Source organism: Streptomyces sp. NPDC017095 (assembly GCF_044332325.1).
In the GTDB taxonomy this organism is placed as follows: Bacteria; Actinomycetota; Actinomycetes; order Streptomycetales; family Streptomycetaceae; genus Streptomyces.
The window spans coordinates 336,396-351,092 of sequence record NZ_JBIROU010000007.1; the positions used below are offsets into that span (position 1 = coordinate 336,396).

Annotated in this window: 14 protein-coding genes; 13 read left to right on the forward strand and 1 reads right to left on the reverse strand. The window is 74.3% G+C overall.

Features of this window, described 5'->3' with window-relative positions; all coding sequences use genetic code 11:
• The first annotated feature begins 34 nt into the window (after positions 1-34).
• The 6 genes from ACH4OA_RS16845 (at position 35) to ACH4OA_RS16870 (ending at position 6,404) form a co-directional block, all read left to right on the forward strand.
• Positions 35-358 carry an integration host factor gene (locus tag ACH4OA_RS16845; protein WP_003977346.1) on the forward strand — a complete coding sequence of 108 codons (324 nt, stop codon included), beginning with the start codon at positions 35-37 and terminating at the stop codon, positions 356-358.
• 61 nt (positions 359-419) lie between these two features.
• Positions 420-977 (forward strand): guanylate kinase, encoded by a 558-nt coding sequence (gene gmk / locus ACH4OA_RS16850; RefSeq protein ID WP_365875696.1) that lies wholly within the window; start codon positions 420-422, stop codon positions 975-977.
• A 53-nt stretch (positions 978-1,030) separates the two neighbouring features.
• Positions 1,031-1,303, forward strand: coding sequence for a DNA-directed RNA polymerase subunit omega (gene rpoZ, locus ACH4OA_RS16855; protein WP_003982715.1), 273 nt, complete (start codon positions 1,031-1,033; stop codon positions 1,301-1,303).
• A gap of 102 nt (positions 1,304-1,405) precedes the next feature.
• Complete coding sequence (coaBC, locus tag ACH4OA_RS16860) at positions 1,406-2,608, forward strand: bifunctional phosphopantothenoylcysteine decarboxylase/phosphopantothenate--cysteine ligase CoaBC (RefSeq protein ID WP_397936873.1); 1,203 nt, start codon at positions 1,406-1,408, stop codon at positions 2,606-2,608.
• A 250-nt stretch (positions 2,609-2,858) separates the two neighbouring features.
• Complete coding sequence (metK, locus tag ACH4OA_RS16865) at positions 2,859-4,067, forward strand: methionine adenosyltransferase (RefSeq protein ID WP_365875700.1); 1,209 nt, start codon at positions 2,859-2,861, stop codon at positions 4,065-4,067.
• A 177-nt stretch (positions 4,068-4,244) separates the two neighbouring features.
• Positions 4,245-6,404 carry a primosomal protein N' gene (locus ACH4OA_RS16870; protein ID WP_397969545.1) on the forward strand — a complete coding sequence of 720 codons (2,160 nt, stop codon included), beginning with the start codon at positions 4,245-4,247 and terminating at the stop codon, positions 6,402-6,404.
• Positions 6,405-6,463: 59 nt separating this feature from the next.
• Here the strand turns inward: ACH4OA_RS16870 and ACH4OA_RS16875 are convergent, their stop codons facing one another.
• Positions 6,464-7,006, reverse strand: a complete 543-nt coding sequence (locus tag ACH4OA_RS16875) for a hypothetical protein (RefSeq protein WP_397936869.1) — start codon at positions 7,004-7,006, stop codon at positions 6,464-6,466.
• A 214-nt stretch (positions 7,007-7,220) separates the two neighbouring features.
• Here ACH4OA_RS16875 and fmt point away from each other — a divergent pair, with 214 nt between their 5' ends.
• The 7 genes from fmt to ACH4OA_RS16910 all read left to right on the forward strand — a co-directional run bounded on the left by fmt (position 7,221) and on the right by ACH4OA_RS16910 (position 14,211).
• Positions 7,221-8,153: a methionyl-tRNA formyltransferase gene (gene fmt, locus ACH4OA_RS16880; protein ID WP_397969546.1), complete on the forward strand. Its 933-nt coding sequence runs from the start codon at positions 7,221-7,223 to the stop codon at positions 8,151-8,153.
• A gap of 394 nt (positions 8,154-8,547) precedes the next feature.
• Entirely contained in the window at positions 8,548-9,966 is a 1,419-nt protein-coding gene (locus tag ACH4OA_RS16885) for an RsmB/NOP family class I SAM-dependent RNA methyltransferase (protein ID WP_397936868.1), read from the forward strand.
• Between the two features lie 67 nt (positions 9,967-10,033).
• Positions 10,034-10,720: a ribulose-phosphate 3-epimerase gene (rpe, locus tag ACH4OA_RS16890; RefSeq protein ID WP_365881756.1), complete on the forward strand. Its 687-nt coding sequence runs from the start codon at positions 10,034-10,036 to the stop codon at positions 10,718-10,720.
• Positions 10,721-10,810: 90 nt separating this feature from the next.
• Positions 10,811-11,854, forward strand: a complete 1,044-nt coding sequence (locus ACH4OA_RS16895) for a sugar-binding domain-containing protein (RefSeq protein ID WP_365881754.1) — start codon at positions 10,811-10,813, stop codon at positions 11,852-11,854.
• Positions 11,855-11,903: 49 nt separating this feature from the next.
• Positions 11,904-12,311: a ribonuclease domain-containing protein gene (locus tag ACH4OA_RS16900; protein WP_397936865.1), complete on the forward strand. Its 408-nt coding sequence runs from the start codon at positions 11,904-11,906 to the stop codon at positions 12,309-12,311.
• Positions 12,308-12,637, forward strand: a complete 330-nt coding sequence (locus tag ACH4OA_RS16905; protein WP_365881750.1) for a barstar family protein — start codon at positions 12,308-12,310, stop codon at positions 12,635-12,637. Before ACH4OA_RS16900 ends, ACH4OA_RS16905 begins: the two co-directional genes overlap by 4 nt.
• A gap of 131 nt (positions 12,638-12,768) precedes the next feature.
• The gene (locus ACH4OA_RS16910) at positions 12,769-14,211 is read left to right on the forward strand and encodes a GuaB1 family IMP dehydrogenase-related protein (RefSeq protein WP_397937186.1); all 1,443 of its coding nucleotides are present in this window, start codon (positions 12,769-12,771) and stop codon (positions 14,209-14,211) included.
• Positions 14,212-14,697 lie beyond the last annotated feature (486 nt).

Below are 14,697 nucleotides of genomic sequence, written 5' to 3' on the forward strand. Positions count from 1 at the left end.
TATCCGACAGTTCGACATCCGAGGTGACGTAGGCGTGGCTCTTCCGCCCCTTACCCCTGAACAGCGCGCAGCCGCGCTCGAAAAGGCCGCCGCGGCTCGCCGGGAGCGGGCCGAGGTCAAGAATCGACTCAAGCACTCCGGCGCCTCCCTGCACGAGGTGATCAAGCAGGGCCAGGAAAACGACGTCATCGGCAAGATGAAGGTCTCCGCGCTGCTGGAGTCCCTGCCGGGCGTGGGCAAGGTCCGCGCCAAGCAGATCATGGAGCGTCTGGGCATCTCCGAGAGCCGTCGCGTGCGCGGTCTCGGATCCAACCAGATCGCCTCCCTGGAGCGTGAGTTCGGCAGCACCGGCTCCTGAGTCCGCCTCCCCGGCGGGCACGGAGTCCCGGGCACTCCGGGATTACTGGAATAATCGCTGCATGAGTGAACGTCCGCGGCTGACCGTGCTCTCCGGCCCCTCGGGGGTCGGCAAGAGCACGGTCGTCGCCCATATGCGCAAGGAACACCCCGACGTCTGGCTCTCGGTGTCGGCGACCACCCGCACGCCGCGCCCCGGCGAGCAGCACGGAGTCCACTACTTCTTCGTCACCGACGAGGAGATGGACAAGCTGATCGCCAACGGCGAGCTGCTGGAATGGGCCGAGTTCGCCGGCAACCGCTACGGCACGCCCCGCGCGGCCGTGCTGGAGCGGCTGGAGAACGGCGAGCCCGTCCTGCTGGAGATCGACCTCCAGGGCGCGCGGCAGGTCCGCGAGTCCCTGGCCGAGGCCCAGCTGGTGTTCCTGGCCCCGCCCTCCTGGGAGGAGCTGGTGCGCAGGCTGACCGGCCGGGGCACCGAGTCGCCCGAGGTCATCGAGCGGCGCCTGGCGGCGGCGCGGACCGAGCTGGCGGCCGAGCCGGAGTTCGACGTGACCTTGGTCAACACCTCCGTCGAGGACGTGGCCCGCGAGCTGCTAGCCTTGATGGACGTAGTGTGATCGGTGACTGTGATCACCTGTCTGATTCTTTTCCATCCATCGGAAGGTAGAGCGTGTCCTCTTCCATCACCGCGCCCGAGGGCATCATCAACCCGCCGATCGACGAGCTCCTCGAGGCGACCGACTCGAAGTACAGCCTCGTGATCTACGCGGCCAAGCGTGCGCGTCAGATCAACGCGTACTACTCGCAGCTCGGTGAGGGCCTCCTCGAATACGTCGGTCCGCTCGTCGACACCCACGTGCACGAGAAGCCGCTCTCGATCGCCCTGCGCGAGATCAACGCGGGTCTGCTGACCTCCGAGGCCGTCGAGGGCCCGGCGCAGTAGCACGAACGTCTCGTCCACAGGCCCGGCGGCCGGTCCGCCGGGCCTGTGGTGTGTCATGGAGTCGTACGTGTTCGTCGTACGCAGTCGAGTCCGGGAGACACGGTGGACAAGCCGAGGGTGGTACTGGGGGTCAGCGGTGGCATCGCCGCCTACAAGGCCTGTGAGCTGCTGAGAAGGCTCACGGAGTCGGGCCACGACGTCCGGGTGGTGCCCACCGCCTCCGCACTGCACTTCGTCGGCGCCGCCACCTGGTCCGCGCTGTCCGGCAACCCCGTCGCCACCGAGGTCTGGGACGACGTGCACGAGGTCCCGCACGTCCGCATCGGCCAGCACGCCGACCTGGTCGTGGTGGCCCCGGCCACCGCCGACCTGCTCGCCAAGGCCGCCCACGGCCTCGCCGGCGACCTGCTCACCAACACCCTGCTGACGGCCCGCTGCCCGGTGGTCTTCGCCCCGGCGATGCACACCGAGATGTGGGAGCACCCCGCCACCCAGGAGAACGTGGCCACGCTGCGCCGCCGCGGCGCCGTCGTCGTCGAGCCCGCCGTCGGCCGCCTCACCGGCGTCGACACCGGCAAGGGCCGGCTGCCCGACCCGGCCGAGATCTTCGAGATCTGCCGCCGGGTGCTGGCCCGCGGCGAGACCCGGCCCGACCTGGAGGGGCGGCACGTCGTCGTCTCCGCCGGCGGCACCCGCGAACCCCTGGACCCGGTCCGCTTCCTCGGCAACCGCTCCTCCGGCAAGCAGGGCTACGCCCTCGCCCGCACCGCCGCCGCCCGCGGCGCCCGGGTCACGCTGATCGCGGCCAACACCGGCCTGCCCGACCCGGCGGGCGTGGACGTCGTCCCGGTCGGCACCGCCGTGCAGCTGCGCGAGGCCGTCCTGAAGGCCGCCGCGGACGCCGACGCCGTGGTCATGGCCGCCGCCGTGGCCGACTTCCGCCCGGCCGCCTACGCCACCGGGAAGATCAAGAAGAAGGACGGCCAGGACCCGGACCCGATCGTCCTGGTGCGAAATCCGGACATCCTCGCGGAGGTCTCCGCCGACCGGCCGCGGCCCGGACAGGTGATCGTCGGCTTCGCCGCCGAGACCGACGACGTCCTCGCCAACGGCCGCGTCAAGCTGGCCCGCAAGGGCTGCGACCTGCTCGTGGTGAACGAGGTGGGGGAGCGCAAGACCTTCGGTTCCGAGGAGAACGAGGCCGTGGTGCTGGGCGCGGACGGCAGCGAGACCCCGGTGCCGCACGGCCCCAAGGAGGCCCTCGCCGACACCGTCTGGGACCTGGTCGCCGGCCGGCTGGGCTGAAGGGGCGGCGCCCGGCCGGGTGACCCGTACGTCAGGTTCACGCCACGCTGGAATTGGGTGTGGCGGCCCTGGCCAACGCCGCTCGGCATTGGGCAGAATGCTCGTGCCGCAGGTCACAGCGCTCCCGAGAGGCGAGACGGTGGCCCATTGGCCGAGTGCGACCGATAAACTGTTCGCGGACGACGCCGGGCGCAGCCACGCGTCGTCCGCAAATGATCAGCCAGCAGCCGCTGCAACCACAGGGAGCGTTGTGTCCCGTCGCCTGTTCACCTCGGAGTCCGTGACCGAGGGTCACCCCGACAAGATCGCTGACCAGATCAGCGACACCATTCTCGACGCGCTCCTGCGCGAGGACCCGACCTCCCGGGTCGCCGTGGAGACGCTCATCACCACCGGCCTGGTGCACGTGGCCGGCGAGGTGACGACGAAGGCCTACGCGGACATCGCGACCCTCGTCCGCGGCAAGATCCTGGAGATCGGCTACGACTCCTCCAAGAAGGGCTTCGACGGCGCCTCCTGTGGCGTCTCGGTGTCCATCGGCGCGCAGTCCCCGGACATCGCGCAGGGCGTCGACGCGGCGTACGAGACCCGGGTCGAGGGCGACGACGACGAGCTGGACCGGCAGGGCGCGGGCGACCAGGGCCTGATGTTCGGCTACGCGTCCGACGAGACGCCGACCCTGATGCCGCTGCCGGTCTTCCTGGCGCACCGCCTGTCCAAGCGCCTGTCCGAGGTCCGCAAGAACGGCACCATCCCCTACCTGCGCCCGGACGGCAAGACGCAGGTCACCATCGAGTACGACGGCGACAAGGCCGTCCGCCTCGACACGGTCGTGGTCTCCTCCCAGCACGCCTCCGACATCGACCTGGAGTCGCTGCTCGCCCCCGACATCCGCGAGTTCGTCGTGGAGCCGGAGCTGAAGGCGCTCCTGGACGAGGGCATCAAGCTGGACACCGAGGGCTACCGCCTGCTGGTCAACCCGACCGGCCGCTTCGAGATCGGCGGCCCGATGGGCGACGCCGGGCTGACCGGCCGCAAGATCATCATCGACACCTACGGCGGCATGGCCCGCCACGGCGGCGGCGCGTTCTCCGGCAAGGACCCGTCCAAGGTCGACCGCTCGGCCGCCTACGCGATGCGCTGGGTCGCCAAGAACGTCGTGGCCGCCGGTCTGGCCTCCCGCTGCGAGGTCCAGGTCGCCTACGCGATCGGCAAGGCCGAGCCCGTCGGTCTGTTCGTGGAGACCTTCGGCACCGAGAAGGTCGACATCGACCGGATCGAGCAGGCCATCGACCAGGTCTTCGACCTCCGTCCGGCCGCGATCATCCGCGACCTCGACCTGCTCCGCCCGATCTACGCCCAGACCGCCGCCTACGGCCACTTCGGCCGTGAGCTGCCCGACTTCACCTGGGAGCGCACCGACCGCGTCGACGCCCTGCGCGCCGCCGCGGGCCTGTAACCCGCACCCGCCCGTCCGCCGAGGCCCGGCTCCCCGCACCGGGGGCCGGGCCTCGGCGCGTCCCGCCGTCGGTTCCCTCCGGTGCACTGTGGCCGGAACCGCACCGCAGCCGGTGCCGCCATCGCCCGGGGCACCGCCGACCGGGTGTTGTCGGTGGCGTTTGGTAAGAATGCAGGCGTGAGCAGCGAGGACGGGGTGTCCCGGAAAGACGGGGACGGCGGGGCCGAAGGGGCGCCGCCGGAGCAGCTCGCGCTCATCCGGGAGAGCGTGCGCCGGGCGAAGGTGCCGCGGGCCAAGCCGCGGACCTGGCGGGGCGCGGCGCTCGCCGGGGAGCTGCCGGTCGCGCGGGTCCTGGTCGACAAGGGCGTGCTGCACCTCGACCGGTACTTCGACTACGCCGTGCCCGCGGAGCTGGACGCCGAGGCACAGCCCGGCGTGCGGGTGCGGGTGCGGTTCGGGGCCGGACGGCACCGGGTGCGCGAGGGGCGCCGGGAGGGCGGCGGCCTCGTCGACGGCTTCCTCGTCGAGCGCCGGGCCGACTCCGACTACTCCGGACCGCTGGCCGCGCTCGCCCAGGTGGTGTCGCCCGAGCCGGTGCTGGGCGAGGAACTGCTCGGCCTCGCGCGAGCCGTCGCCGACCGGTACGCGGGCAGCCTCGCCGATGTGCTGCAACTGGCCGTGCCGCCGCGCAGCGCCCGCGCCGAACAGCGGCCCTCCCCGGCACCGCTGCCCCCGCCCGCGCCGCCCGGCACCGGCTCCTGGGAGCGGTACGAGCACGGCGGCGCCTTCCTCGACGCGCTGGCCTCCGGCGGATCGCCCCGGGCCGTGTGGACCGCGCTGCCGGGACCGCTGTGGAGCGAGGAACTGGCCCGGGCCGTCGCCGCCACCCTCGCCTCCGGGCGCGGCGCCCTCGTCGTCGTACCGGACGGCAGGGCCGCGGCACGCGTCGACGCCGCGCTGACCGCGCTGCTCGGCCCCGGCCGGCACGCGCTGCTCACCGCCGACGCCGGACCCGAGAAGCGGTACGCGCGGTGGCTGGCGGTGCGGCGCGGCTCCGTGCGGGCCGTCGTCGGCACCCGGGCGGCGATGTTCGCACCCGTGCGGGACCTCGGGCTCGTCGCCGTCTGGGACGACGGGGACGACAGCCACAGCGAGCCGCACGCCCCGCAGCCGCACGCCCGCGATGTGCTCCTGCTGCGGGCCGCGCTGGACAAGTGCGCCTTCCTGCTCGGCGGCGTCACCTGCACCGTGGAGGCCGCCCAGCTGGTGGCGAGCGGCTGGGCCCGGCCGCTGGCCGCCGGGCGCGAGCAGGTGCGCCGGGCCGCGCCGCTCGTCCGCACGGTCGGGGACGGCGACCTCGCGCGCGACGAGGCCGCCCGCGCCGCCCGGCTGCCCACCCTGGCCTGGCAGGCGGCCCGCGAGGGGCTGCGGCACGGGCCGGTGCTGGTGCAGGTGCCCCGGCGGGGCTACGCGCCGCGGATGGCCTGTGCCGCGTGCCGGGCGCCCGCGCGGTGCCGGCACTGCGCGGGCCCGCTCGAAGGCCAGGACGCGGGCGTCCTGCGGTGCGGCTGGTGCGGGCGCCAGGAGAGCGCCTGGCACTGCCCGGAGTGCGGCGGCTTCCGGCTCCGCGCCCAGATCGTGGGCGCCCGCCGCACCGCCGAGGAACTGGGCCGCGCCTTCCCCGCCGTACCGGTGCGCACCTCCGGACGCGAGCACGTGCTGGACACCGTGCCCGGCACCCCCGCGCTGGTCGTCAGCACGCCCGGCGCCGAACCGGTGGCCGAGGGCGGCTACGCGGCGGCCCTGCTCCTGGACGGCTGGGCCATGCTCGGCCGGCCCGATCTGCGGGCCGGCGAGGACGCGCTGCGCCGGTGGATCACGGCCGGCGCGCTGGTACGGCCGCAGGGCGAGGGCGGCACCGTGGTCGTGGTGGCCGAACCCACCCTGCGGCCCGTGCAGGCCCTGGTGCGCTGGGACCCCGTCGGGCACGCCGTCCGGGAACTGGCCGAGCGGGCCGAGCTGGGCTTCCCGCCGGTGTCCCGGATGGCGGCCGTGTCCGGTCCGGCGGCGGCCGTCGCGGAGTTCCTGACGGCCGCCGGACTGCCGCCGGACGCCGAGGTGCTGGGGCCCGTACCGCTGCCGGCCCCGCCGCCCGGCCGGCCGCGCAGGCCCGGCGCGCCGCCGCCCGGCGAGCACTGGGAGCGGGCGCTGATCCGGGTCCCGCCGGGCAGCGGCGCCGCGCTGGCCGCGGCGCTGAAGACCGCGCAGGCCGCGCGGATGGCCCGGGGCGGGGAGGAGCAGGTGCGCGTCCGCATCGATCCGCCGGACATCGGCTGAGCCGCCGGGCGCGGGTGCCGGGAAGGCCGCGCTCCCCCGGGCGGAAGTCGGAGGGGGCGTCAGCCGTTGCGCGGGCTGGGGAAGGCCGCCGGGCGGGCGTCCTCGCGCAGGGCCGGGCCGGCCGCGGCCGGCTGGGCGGGCATGGAGCGGGCCGCCGGGACGGTCGGCACGGCGAGCGGCCCCGCGGTGGTGCTCAGCGTGCGGGTGCCGGACGGCTCGGGCGTCCGCTCGCCCTCGGTCACCGTCTGGGACGCGGCGCGGCGGGCGCCGTACCGGCGGTGCACCGCCTGCTTGGTGACCCCGAGCGCGGAGCCCACCGCGTCCCACGAGAAGCCGAGCGAGCGGTCGAAGTCGACGGCGGCCGTCACCAGGGTCTCGACGCTGTCCCGCAGTTCCTGGGCGAGGCGGACCGTCGGGGCGGGCGCGCGTCCGTAGACGACGAAGCCCGTGGACGGGCCGGTGCGGCGCGGGCGGTAGACGTTGCCCAGCTGGGCGGTGAGCGTACGCAGCGCGTCCACCTGCCGGCGGACCCGCTCGATGTCCCGCACCAGCAAGTGCAGGCTGGCCCGGGCCTGGGCGTCGTGGGTGGCGTGGTCGGCCATGAACAAGCCTCTCGAACCGGCGTTGAAAGGAACTGGGCCGTGCGAACAGCCCGAGGGGTCAACTCTTTCTTGACCAACGCGCCGACGCTCCGCTGGTCACGGGCTGGGGGCGTACGGGCATATGCGTACGCCGGTCGCCCGCCCACGCGCCGCCCGTGGTCCTAGACTGGTGCGCTGCCCGCCCCCTTCCCGCCCGAGAGGCCCGATCCCGCCCATGAAGCTGGTCTTCGCCGGTACCCCCGAGGTCGCCGTTCCCGCCCTGGACGCTCTGCTCGCCGCCGGGCGGCACGAGGTGGCCGCCGTCGTCACGCGGCCCGACGCGCCGGCCGGGCGCGGGCGCAGGCTGGTCGCGTCACCCGTGGCCGAGCGGGCGGCGGAGGCCGGGATCGAGGTGCTCAAGCCGTCCAAGCCCCGGGACCCGGAGTTCCTGGAGCGGCTGCGGCAGATCGCCCCGGACTGCTGCCCGGTCGTCGCCTACGGCGCCCTGCTGCCCAGGGCCGCCCTGGACATCCCGGCCCACGGCTGGGTCAACCTGCACTTCTCGCTGCTGCCCGCCTGGCGCGGCGCCGCGCCCGTGCAGCACGCCGTCATGGCGGGCGACGAGATCACCGGCGCGTCCACCTTCCTGATCGAGGAGGGCCTGGACTCCGGTCCGGTCTACGGCACCGTCACCGAACGGGTCCGCCCCACCGACACCAGCGGCGACCTGCTGACCCGGCTGGCCTTCGCGGGCGCCGGGCTGCTGGCCGCGACCATGGACGGCATCGAGGACGGCACCCTGAAGGCCGTGCCGCAGCCCGCCGACGGCATCACCCTGGCACCGAAGATCACCGTCGAGGACGCCCAGCTGGACTGGGCGGCACCCGCGCTGCGCGTCGACCGGGTCGTGCGCGGCTGCACCCCGGCGCCCGGTGCCTGGACCACCTTCCGCGGCGAGCGGCTGAAGCTGATCCAGGTCACGCCGGTGCCCGAGCGGACCGACCTCGCGCCCGGCCGGCTCGCGGTGGGCAAGAACAGCGTGCACGCGGGCACCGGTTCGCACGCCGTCGAGCTGCTCTGGGTGCAGGCCCAGGGCAAGAAGCCGATGCGGGCGGCCGACTGGGCGCGCGGGGCGCGCATCGCGGAGGGCGAGACACTGGGCGGCTGACCGCCCCGCCCGCCGGCGGGTAGGCGCTGACCACCCGCCCGCCGGCGAACCGGCCGGCCGTGCCTTCCCGGCCGGCCGGGAAGGCACGGCCCGCCCGGCTGGCCCCGGCGGGGGAGGCGCCGCCCGTCCGGCCCCGGCCGGGAAGGCGCCGCCCGCCCGGCCCGGCCCGGTCCCGGCCCGGGAGGCACGGCCCGCCCGGCCCGGCCCGGAAGGCACGGCCCACCCGCCCGGTCCCGGCCGGGAAGGCACCGCCCACCCGCCCGGCCGGGAAGGCACCGCCCACCCGCCCGGCCCCCGGGAGCGGCAAGGCGCCGCCCACCCGGCGCGCGGTCGCGGGGTGGCGCCGACGTACGCTGGAGGCGCATCCCCCTCTTCACACCCGGAGCACCTTTTCGTGAGCGAGCAGTCCCGGCGGCCGCACCGGTCCGCCAAGCCCTACCGCCGTCCTCAGAAGGACCCCGTCCGTATCCTCGCCTTCGAGGCGCTGCGCGCGGTGGACGAGCGGGACGCGTACGCCAACCTCGTGCTGCCCCCGCTGCTGCGCAAGGCCCGCGAGACGGGCGGCTTCGACACCCGGGACGCGGCGCTCGCCACCGAGCTGGTCTACGGCACGCTGCGCCGGCAGGGCACCTACGACGCCGTCGTCGCCGCCTGTGTCGACCGGCCGCTGCGCGAGGTCGACCCGCCGGTCCTGGACGTGCTCAGCCTGGGCGCGCACCAGCTGCTCGGCACCCGGATCCCGACCCACGCCGCCGTCTCCGCCTCCGTGGAGCTGGCCCGGGTGGTGCTCGGGGACGGCCGCGCCAAGTTCGTCAACGCGGTGCTCCGCAAGGTCGCGCAGGACGACCTCGCGGGCTGGATCGAGAAGGTCGCGCCGCCCTACGACGAGGATCCCGAGGACCACCTAGCCGTGGTGCACTCGCACCCGCGCTGGGTCGTCTCCGCGCTCTGGGACTCCCTCGGCGGCGGCCGGGCCGGCATCGAGGAGCTGCTGGCGGCGGACAACGAGCGGCCCGAGGTGACGCTGGTCGCCCGGCCCGGGCGGGCCACCACCGAGGAACTGCTGCGCGAGGAGGCCGCCGTACCCGGCCGCTGGTCGCCGTACGCCGTGCGGCTCGCGGAGGGCGGCGAGCCGGGCGCGGTCGACGCCGTCCGCGAGGGCCGGGCCGGCGTGCAGGACGAGGGCAGCCAGCTGGTCGCCCTCGCGCTGGCGAACGCCCCGCTCGACGGGCCCGACGAGAAGTGGCTCGACGGGTGCGCCGGACCCGGCGGCAAGGCCGCGCTGCTCGGCGCCCTCGCCGCCGAGCGCGGCGCCGTCCTGCTCGCCTCCGAGAAGCAGCCGCACCGGGCCGGCCTGGTCGCCAGGGCGCTGCACGGCAACCCGGGTCCGTACCAGGTCATCGCGGCCGACGGCACCCGCCCGCCGTGGCGCCCCGGCACCTTCGACCGGGTCCTGGTGGACGTGCCGTGCACCGGGCTCGGCGCCCTGCGCCGCCGTCCCGAGGCCCGCTGGCGCCGCCGCCCCGAGGACCTGGACAGCTTCGCCCCGCTCCAGCGCGGACTGCTGCGCACCGCCCTGGACTCCGTCCGCGTCGGCGGAGTCGTCGGCTACGCCACCTGCTCCCCGCACCTGGCCGAGACCAGGGCGGTCGTCGCCGACGTCCTCAAGCAGTTCCCGCACACCGAGCTGATCGACGCCCGCCCCCTGCTCCCCGGCGTCCCCGACCTGGGCGAGGGCCCCGACCTCCAGCTCTGGCCCCACCTGCACGGCACGGACGCGATGTACCTGGCGCTGCTGCGCCGTACGGCCTGACAGCGGCCACCACCACCTCACGGCACCGCGGTTACGGTCCGGCGCGGCGGCATGGCAGGCTGGGACCATGCCCGCGCAGATCAACCCCAGCATCCTGTCCGCCGACTTCGCCCGCCTCGCCTCGGAGGCGGAGGCGGTCCGAGGCGCCGACTGGCTCCATGTGGACGTGATGGACAACCACTTCGTCCCGAACCTGACGCTCGGCGTGCCGGTCGTGGAGTCCCTGGCCCGTGCGACGGACACCCCGCTGGACTGCCACCTGATGATCGAGGACCCCGACCGGTGGGCGCCGCAGTACGTGGAGGCGGGCGCGTCCTCGGTCACCTTCCATGTGGAGGCCGCCGCCGCCCCGGTACGGCTCGCCCGGGAGATCCGCGCCAAGGGCGCCCGCGCCTCGATGGCGCTGAAGCCGGCGACGCCCGTCGAGCCGTACGAGGACCTGCTGCCGGAACTCGACATGCTGCTGATCATGACGGTCGAGCCCGGCTTCGGCGGCCAGGCGTTCCTGGACATCATGCTGCCGAAGATCCGCCGCACCCGGGAGCTGATCAAGAAGCACGGACTGCAGCTGTGGCTCCAGGTCGACGGCGGTGTCTCGGCCGGCACGATCGAGCGGTGCGCGGAGGCGGGAGCGGACGTGTTCGTCGCCGGTTCGGCCGTGTACGGGGCCGGGGACCCGGCGGAGGCGGTGCGCGCGCTGCGCGCCCAGGCGGACGCGGCCACCGCCAAGGCGTCCTGGGCATGCGACCACTGAGCCACGGAGAAGTGAACGGTTGAATGAAGGCCGCCCATCAGGGCGGATCAGTCGCCCCGAATCTGCGAGGATGAACGGCGAATCCAGAGTGTGAACAGCAGTGAGGAGATCGCCGTGTCGGGTATGTCGGCGGGCCGGTCAGCCATGCGGATGGGACCCGCTGAGCTGGTGCAGGCGGCGGCCATGGCCCGCCGCTTCTACCTCGAGGGCAAATCCAAGATCCAGATCGCGGAGGAGTTCGGCGTCAGCCGCTTCAAGGTGGCCCGGGTCCTGGAGACGGCTCTCGAACGGGATCTCGTGCGCATCGAGATCCGTGTGCCGGCCGAGCTGGACGCCGAGCGCTCCGACGCGCTCCGCGCCCGCTACGGTCTGCGGCACGCCGTCGTGGTCGAGTCACCGGCCGAGGCCGAGGAGACCCCGGACCCGGAGAACCTCGGCGAGGTCGCCGCCGACCTGCTCGGCGAACTCGTCAACGAGGGGGACGTGCTCGGGCTGGCCTGGGGCCGGTCCACCATCCACATGGCGGCGGCGCTCGACCGGCTGCCGCCGTGCACGGTGGTGCAGCTGACGGGCGTGTACGACGCCGGGACCGCCGAGCGCGGCTCGGTGGAGGCCGTCCGCCGGGCGGCCCAGGTGTCGGGCGGCGACGCGCACCCCATCTACGCGCCGATGCTGCTGCCGGACACGGCCACTGCGGTGACGCTGCGCAACCAGACCGGGATCGCCCGGGCCTTCGAGTACTTCGACAAGGTCACGGTCGCCTGCGTCTCGATCGGCTCCTGGGAACCGGGCATCTCGACCGTGCACGACATGCTCAGCGACGAGGAGCGCGCGCACTACGCCTCGCTCGGCGTCGCCGCCGAGATGTCCGCGCACCTCTTCGACGCCGACGGCCGCCGGATCGGCCGGGACCTGGGGGAGCGGTGCATCACGGTCAAGGCCGACCAGCTGCGCCGTATCCCGGAGGTCGTGGCGATCGCGGGCGGGCAGCGCAAGGCCGCCGCGATCGACGCGGTGCTGCGCTCCGGGCTGGTCACCAGCCTGGTGACGGACACCTCGGCCGCCGACTACCTGCTGACGGCGGGCCCGGCGCCGAAGCCGGCGCTCAGCCGCCAGGACCCCGACGGGGTCTGACCCGGGCCGCGGCGGGCGCGTGAGGGGAGGTCCGTGGCAGCATCGGGGCATGCTGTCGCGGTCCGTTCCCCGTCTCCTGGCCGGCCTGCTGGTCTGCCTCGCCGTCCTGCTGACCGGATGCTCCGGCGGCGGCCCCGCCCCGGCCCCGCCGGGCGCCTCCGCGCCCGCCCGGGCCCACGGCATGGCCACCGTGCCGGCGTCCCGGCTGCCCGCCGAGGCCCGCCGCACGCTCGCCCTCATCGACCGGGGCGGCCCGTTCCCGTACGCCAGGGACGGTGTCGTGTTCGGGAACTTCGAGGGCCGGCTGCCGCGGCACCCGCGCGGCTACTACCACGAGTACACCGTGCCCACGCCCGGCTCGCGCGACCGCGGGGCCCGGCGCCTCGTCGCCGGACAGGGCGGCGAGTTCTACTACACCGATGACCACTACAAGTCGTTCCGGGCGGTACTGAGATGACGGAAGACCTAAGCGGCCGGTACCCGGTCACCCTGGACCTGGACGGGGTCACGGACAAGGCGGGCCTGATGGACCGCGTCGCCCGGGCCCTGGCGCTGCCCGGCTGGTTCGGCCGCAACTGGGACGCGCTGGCCGACTCCCTCGCCGACCACACGGTCTGGCCCGAGGGCGCCGTGGAGCGCGGGCTGCTGATCGTCGTCCGCGGCTGGCGGGCGTACGCCGAGGCGCGGCCGGAGGAGTGGCGGACGGCCGAGGAGGTCTTCACGGAGGCCGCCGACCGGACCCCCGCCCTCACGGTCGTCCTCGCCCTTGGAGGAACCTCCTAGGCAACCCCGCGCCGCCTGGATGTTCTGTCAGGGCCTGACAGCCGGGACGTCATGGGACAATGAAGTACGTGCTCTTTCCCCCTGGCACACCTGTCCGGGGGCCGCCTCTGATCGACTGGGATGTGCAGCACGTGCGTTTCCTCAATGACATCCAGCCCGCGTACGACCTGACGTACGACGACGTGTTCATGGTGCCGAGCCGCTCCGCGGTGGGCTCGCGTCAGGGCGTGGACCTCTCCTCGCCGGACGGCACGGGCACCACCATCCCGCTCGTCGTCGCCAACATGACCGCCATTGCCGGCCGCCGCATGGCCGAGACGGTGGCCCGCCGGGGCGGGCTGGTGGTCATCCCGCAGGACATCCCGATCGACGTCGTCACCGACGTGATCTCCTGGGTGAAGAGCCGCCCCCTGGTGCTGGACACCCCGATCGTGCTGGCCCCGCACCAGACCGTCGCCGACGCCCTGGCGCTGCTGCCCAAGCGGGCCCACAACGCCGGCGTGGTCGTGGACGAGAACCAGCGGCCCGTCGGCGTCGTCACCGACACCGACCTCACCGGAGTCGACCGCTTCACCCAGCTCGAAGTGGTCATGTCCAAGGACCTGCTCCTGCTGGACGCCGGCATCGACCCGCGCGAGGCCTTCAACACCCTCGACCAGCACAACCGCCGCTACGCCCCGGCCGTCGACGAGGACGGCAGGCTGGCCGGCATCCTCACCCGCAAGGGCGCCCTGCGCGCCACGCTGTACACGCCCGCCGTGGACGCGCACGGCAGGCTGCGGATCGCCGCCGCCGTCGGCATCAACGGCGATGTGGCGGGCAAGGCCAAGCAGCTGCTCGACGCGGGCGTGGACACGCTCGTCATCGACACCGCGCACGGCCACCAGGAGTCGATGATCAGCGCCGTCCAGGTGGTGCGCGCGCTGGACCCGCAGGTGCCGATCGCGGCCGGCAACATCGTCTCCGCGCAGGGCGTCAAGGACCTCGTCGACGCCGGCGCGGACATCATCAAGGTCGGTGTCGGCCCGGGCGCCATGTGCACCACCCGCATGATGACCGGCGTGGGCCGCCCGCAGTTCTCCGCCGTGCTGGAGTGTGCCGCCGAGGCGCGCAAGTACGGCAAGCACGTGTGGGCCGACGGCGGTGTCCGCCACCCGCGCGACGTCGCCATGGCCCTCGCCGCCGGCGCGTCCAACGTGATGGTCGGCTCCTGGTTCGCGGGCACCTACGAGTCCCCGGGCGACCTCCAGCACGACGCCAAGGGCCGCGCCTACAAGGAGTCCTTCGGCATGGCCTCCGCGCGTGCCGTGCGCAACCGCACCTCGGAGGAGTCGGCGTACGACCGCGCCCGCAAGGCCCTGTTCGAGGAGGGCATCTCCACCTCCCGGATGTTCCTCGACCCGGCCCGCCCGGGCGTCGAGGACCTGATCGACTCGATCATCGCGGGCGTCCGCTCCTCCTGCACCTACGCCGGCGCCGGCTCGCTGGAGGAGTTCGCCGAGAAGGCGATCGTCGGCATCCAGAGCGCGGCCGGCTACGCCGAGGGCAAGCCGCTGCACGCCAGCTGGACCTGACCGCTCCCGCACCTCCGACGGCCCCCGCCGCTCCCGCATCCGGGAACGGCGGGGGCCGTCGGCGTTCCCCGCCGAGGGCCCCGCGGGAGCGCCGTGCAAGGGTCGACAGCCCGCGCGCAACGATTTGTCATCCGGGCCGGATGAACGCAATGATCCTGCGGGGATGCGCAAGGTTGCTGCATTACGCCCGTGAAGTCCGGCCTCGTAGGGTGCTGCGCTAGGGCCTCCCGTTCGGATCAGGCCGGGCTCGCGGGTCCTGGCACCATGCCTCGCCGCGTTGTCGTCGGTTGCCATGGCTCCGCCATGGCGCCTCCGCCTTGCGATGCACGGCACCAGACCCCGCTCCCTGATCCGGCCTGATCCAAACGACAGACCCCAGTACGTGGCGTGGCGGGGACCCCGCTCGGTGGGTTCCTGCCCGCGCAGGCCCACCGGTCCCCGTCCACGAGGGCCGGCGTTCGAGCCGGTCCGCGTCCGCACCACACC

Bases quoted from the DNA above. Each gene is read 5' to 3' on its own strand.
- fmt (WP_397969546.1), top strand. From the start codon at position 7,221: ATGAAGCTGGTCTTCGCCGGTACCCCCGAGGTCGCCGTTCCCGCCCTG.
- ACH4OA_RS16875 (WP_397936869.1), bottom strand. From the start codon at position 7,006: ATGGCCGACCACGCCACCCACGACGCCCAGGCCCGGGCCAGCCTGCAC.
- rpe (WP_365881756.1), top strand. From the start codon at position 10,034: ATGCCCGCGCAGATCAACCCCAGCATCCTGTCCGCCGACTTCGCCCGC.
- ACH4OA_RS16900 (WP_397936865.1), top strand. From the start codon at position 11,904: ATGCTGTCGCGGTCCGTTCCCCGTCTCCTGGCCGGCCTGCTGGTCTGC.
- ACH4OA_RS16905 (WP_365881750.1), top strand. From the start codon at position 12,308: ATGACGGAAGACCTAAGCGGCCGGTACCCGGTCACCCTGGACCTGGAC.
- gmk (WP_365875696.1), top strand. From the start codon at position 420: ATGAGTGAACGTCCGCGGCTGACCGTGCTCTCCGGCCCCTCGGGGGTC.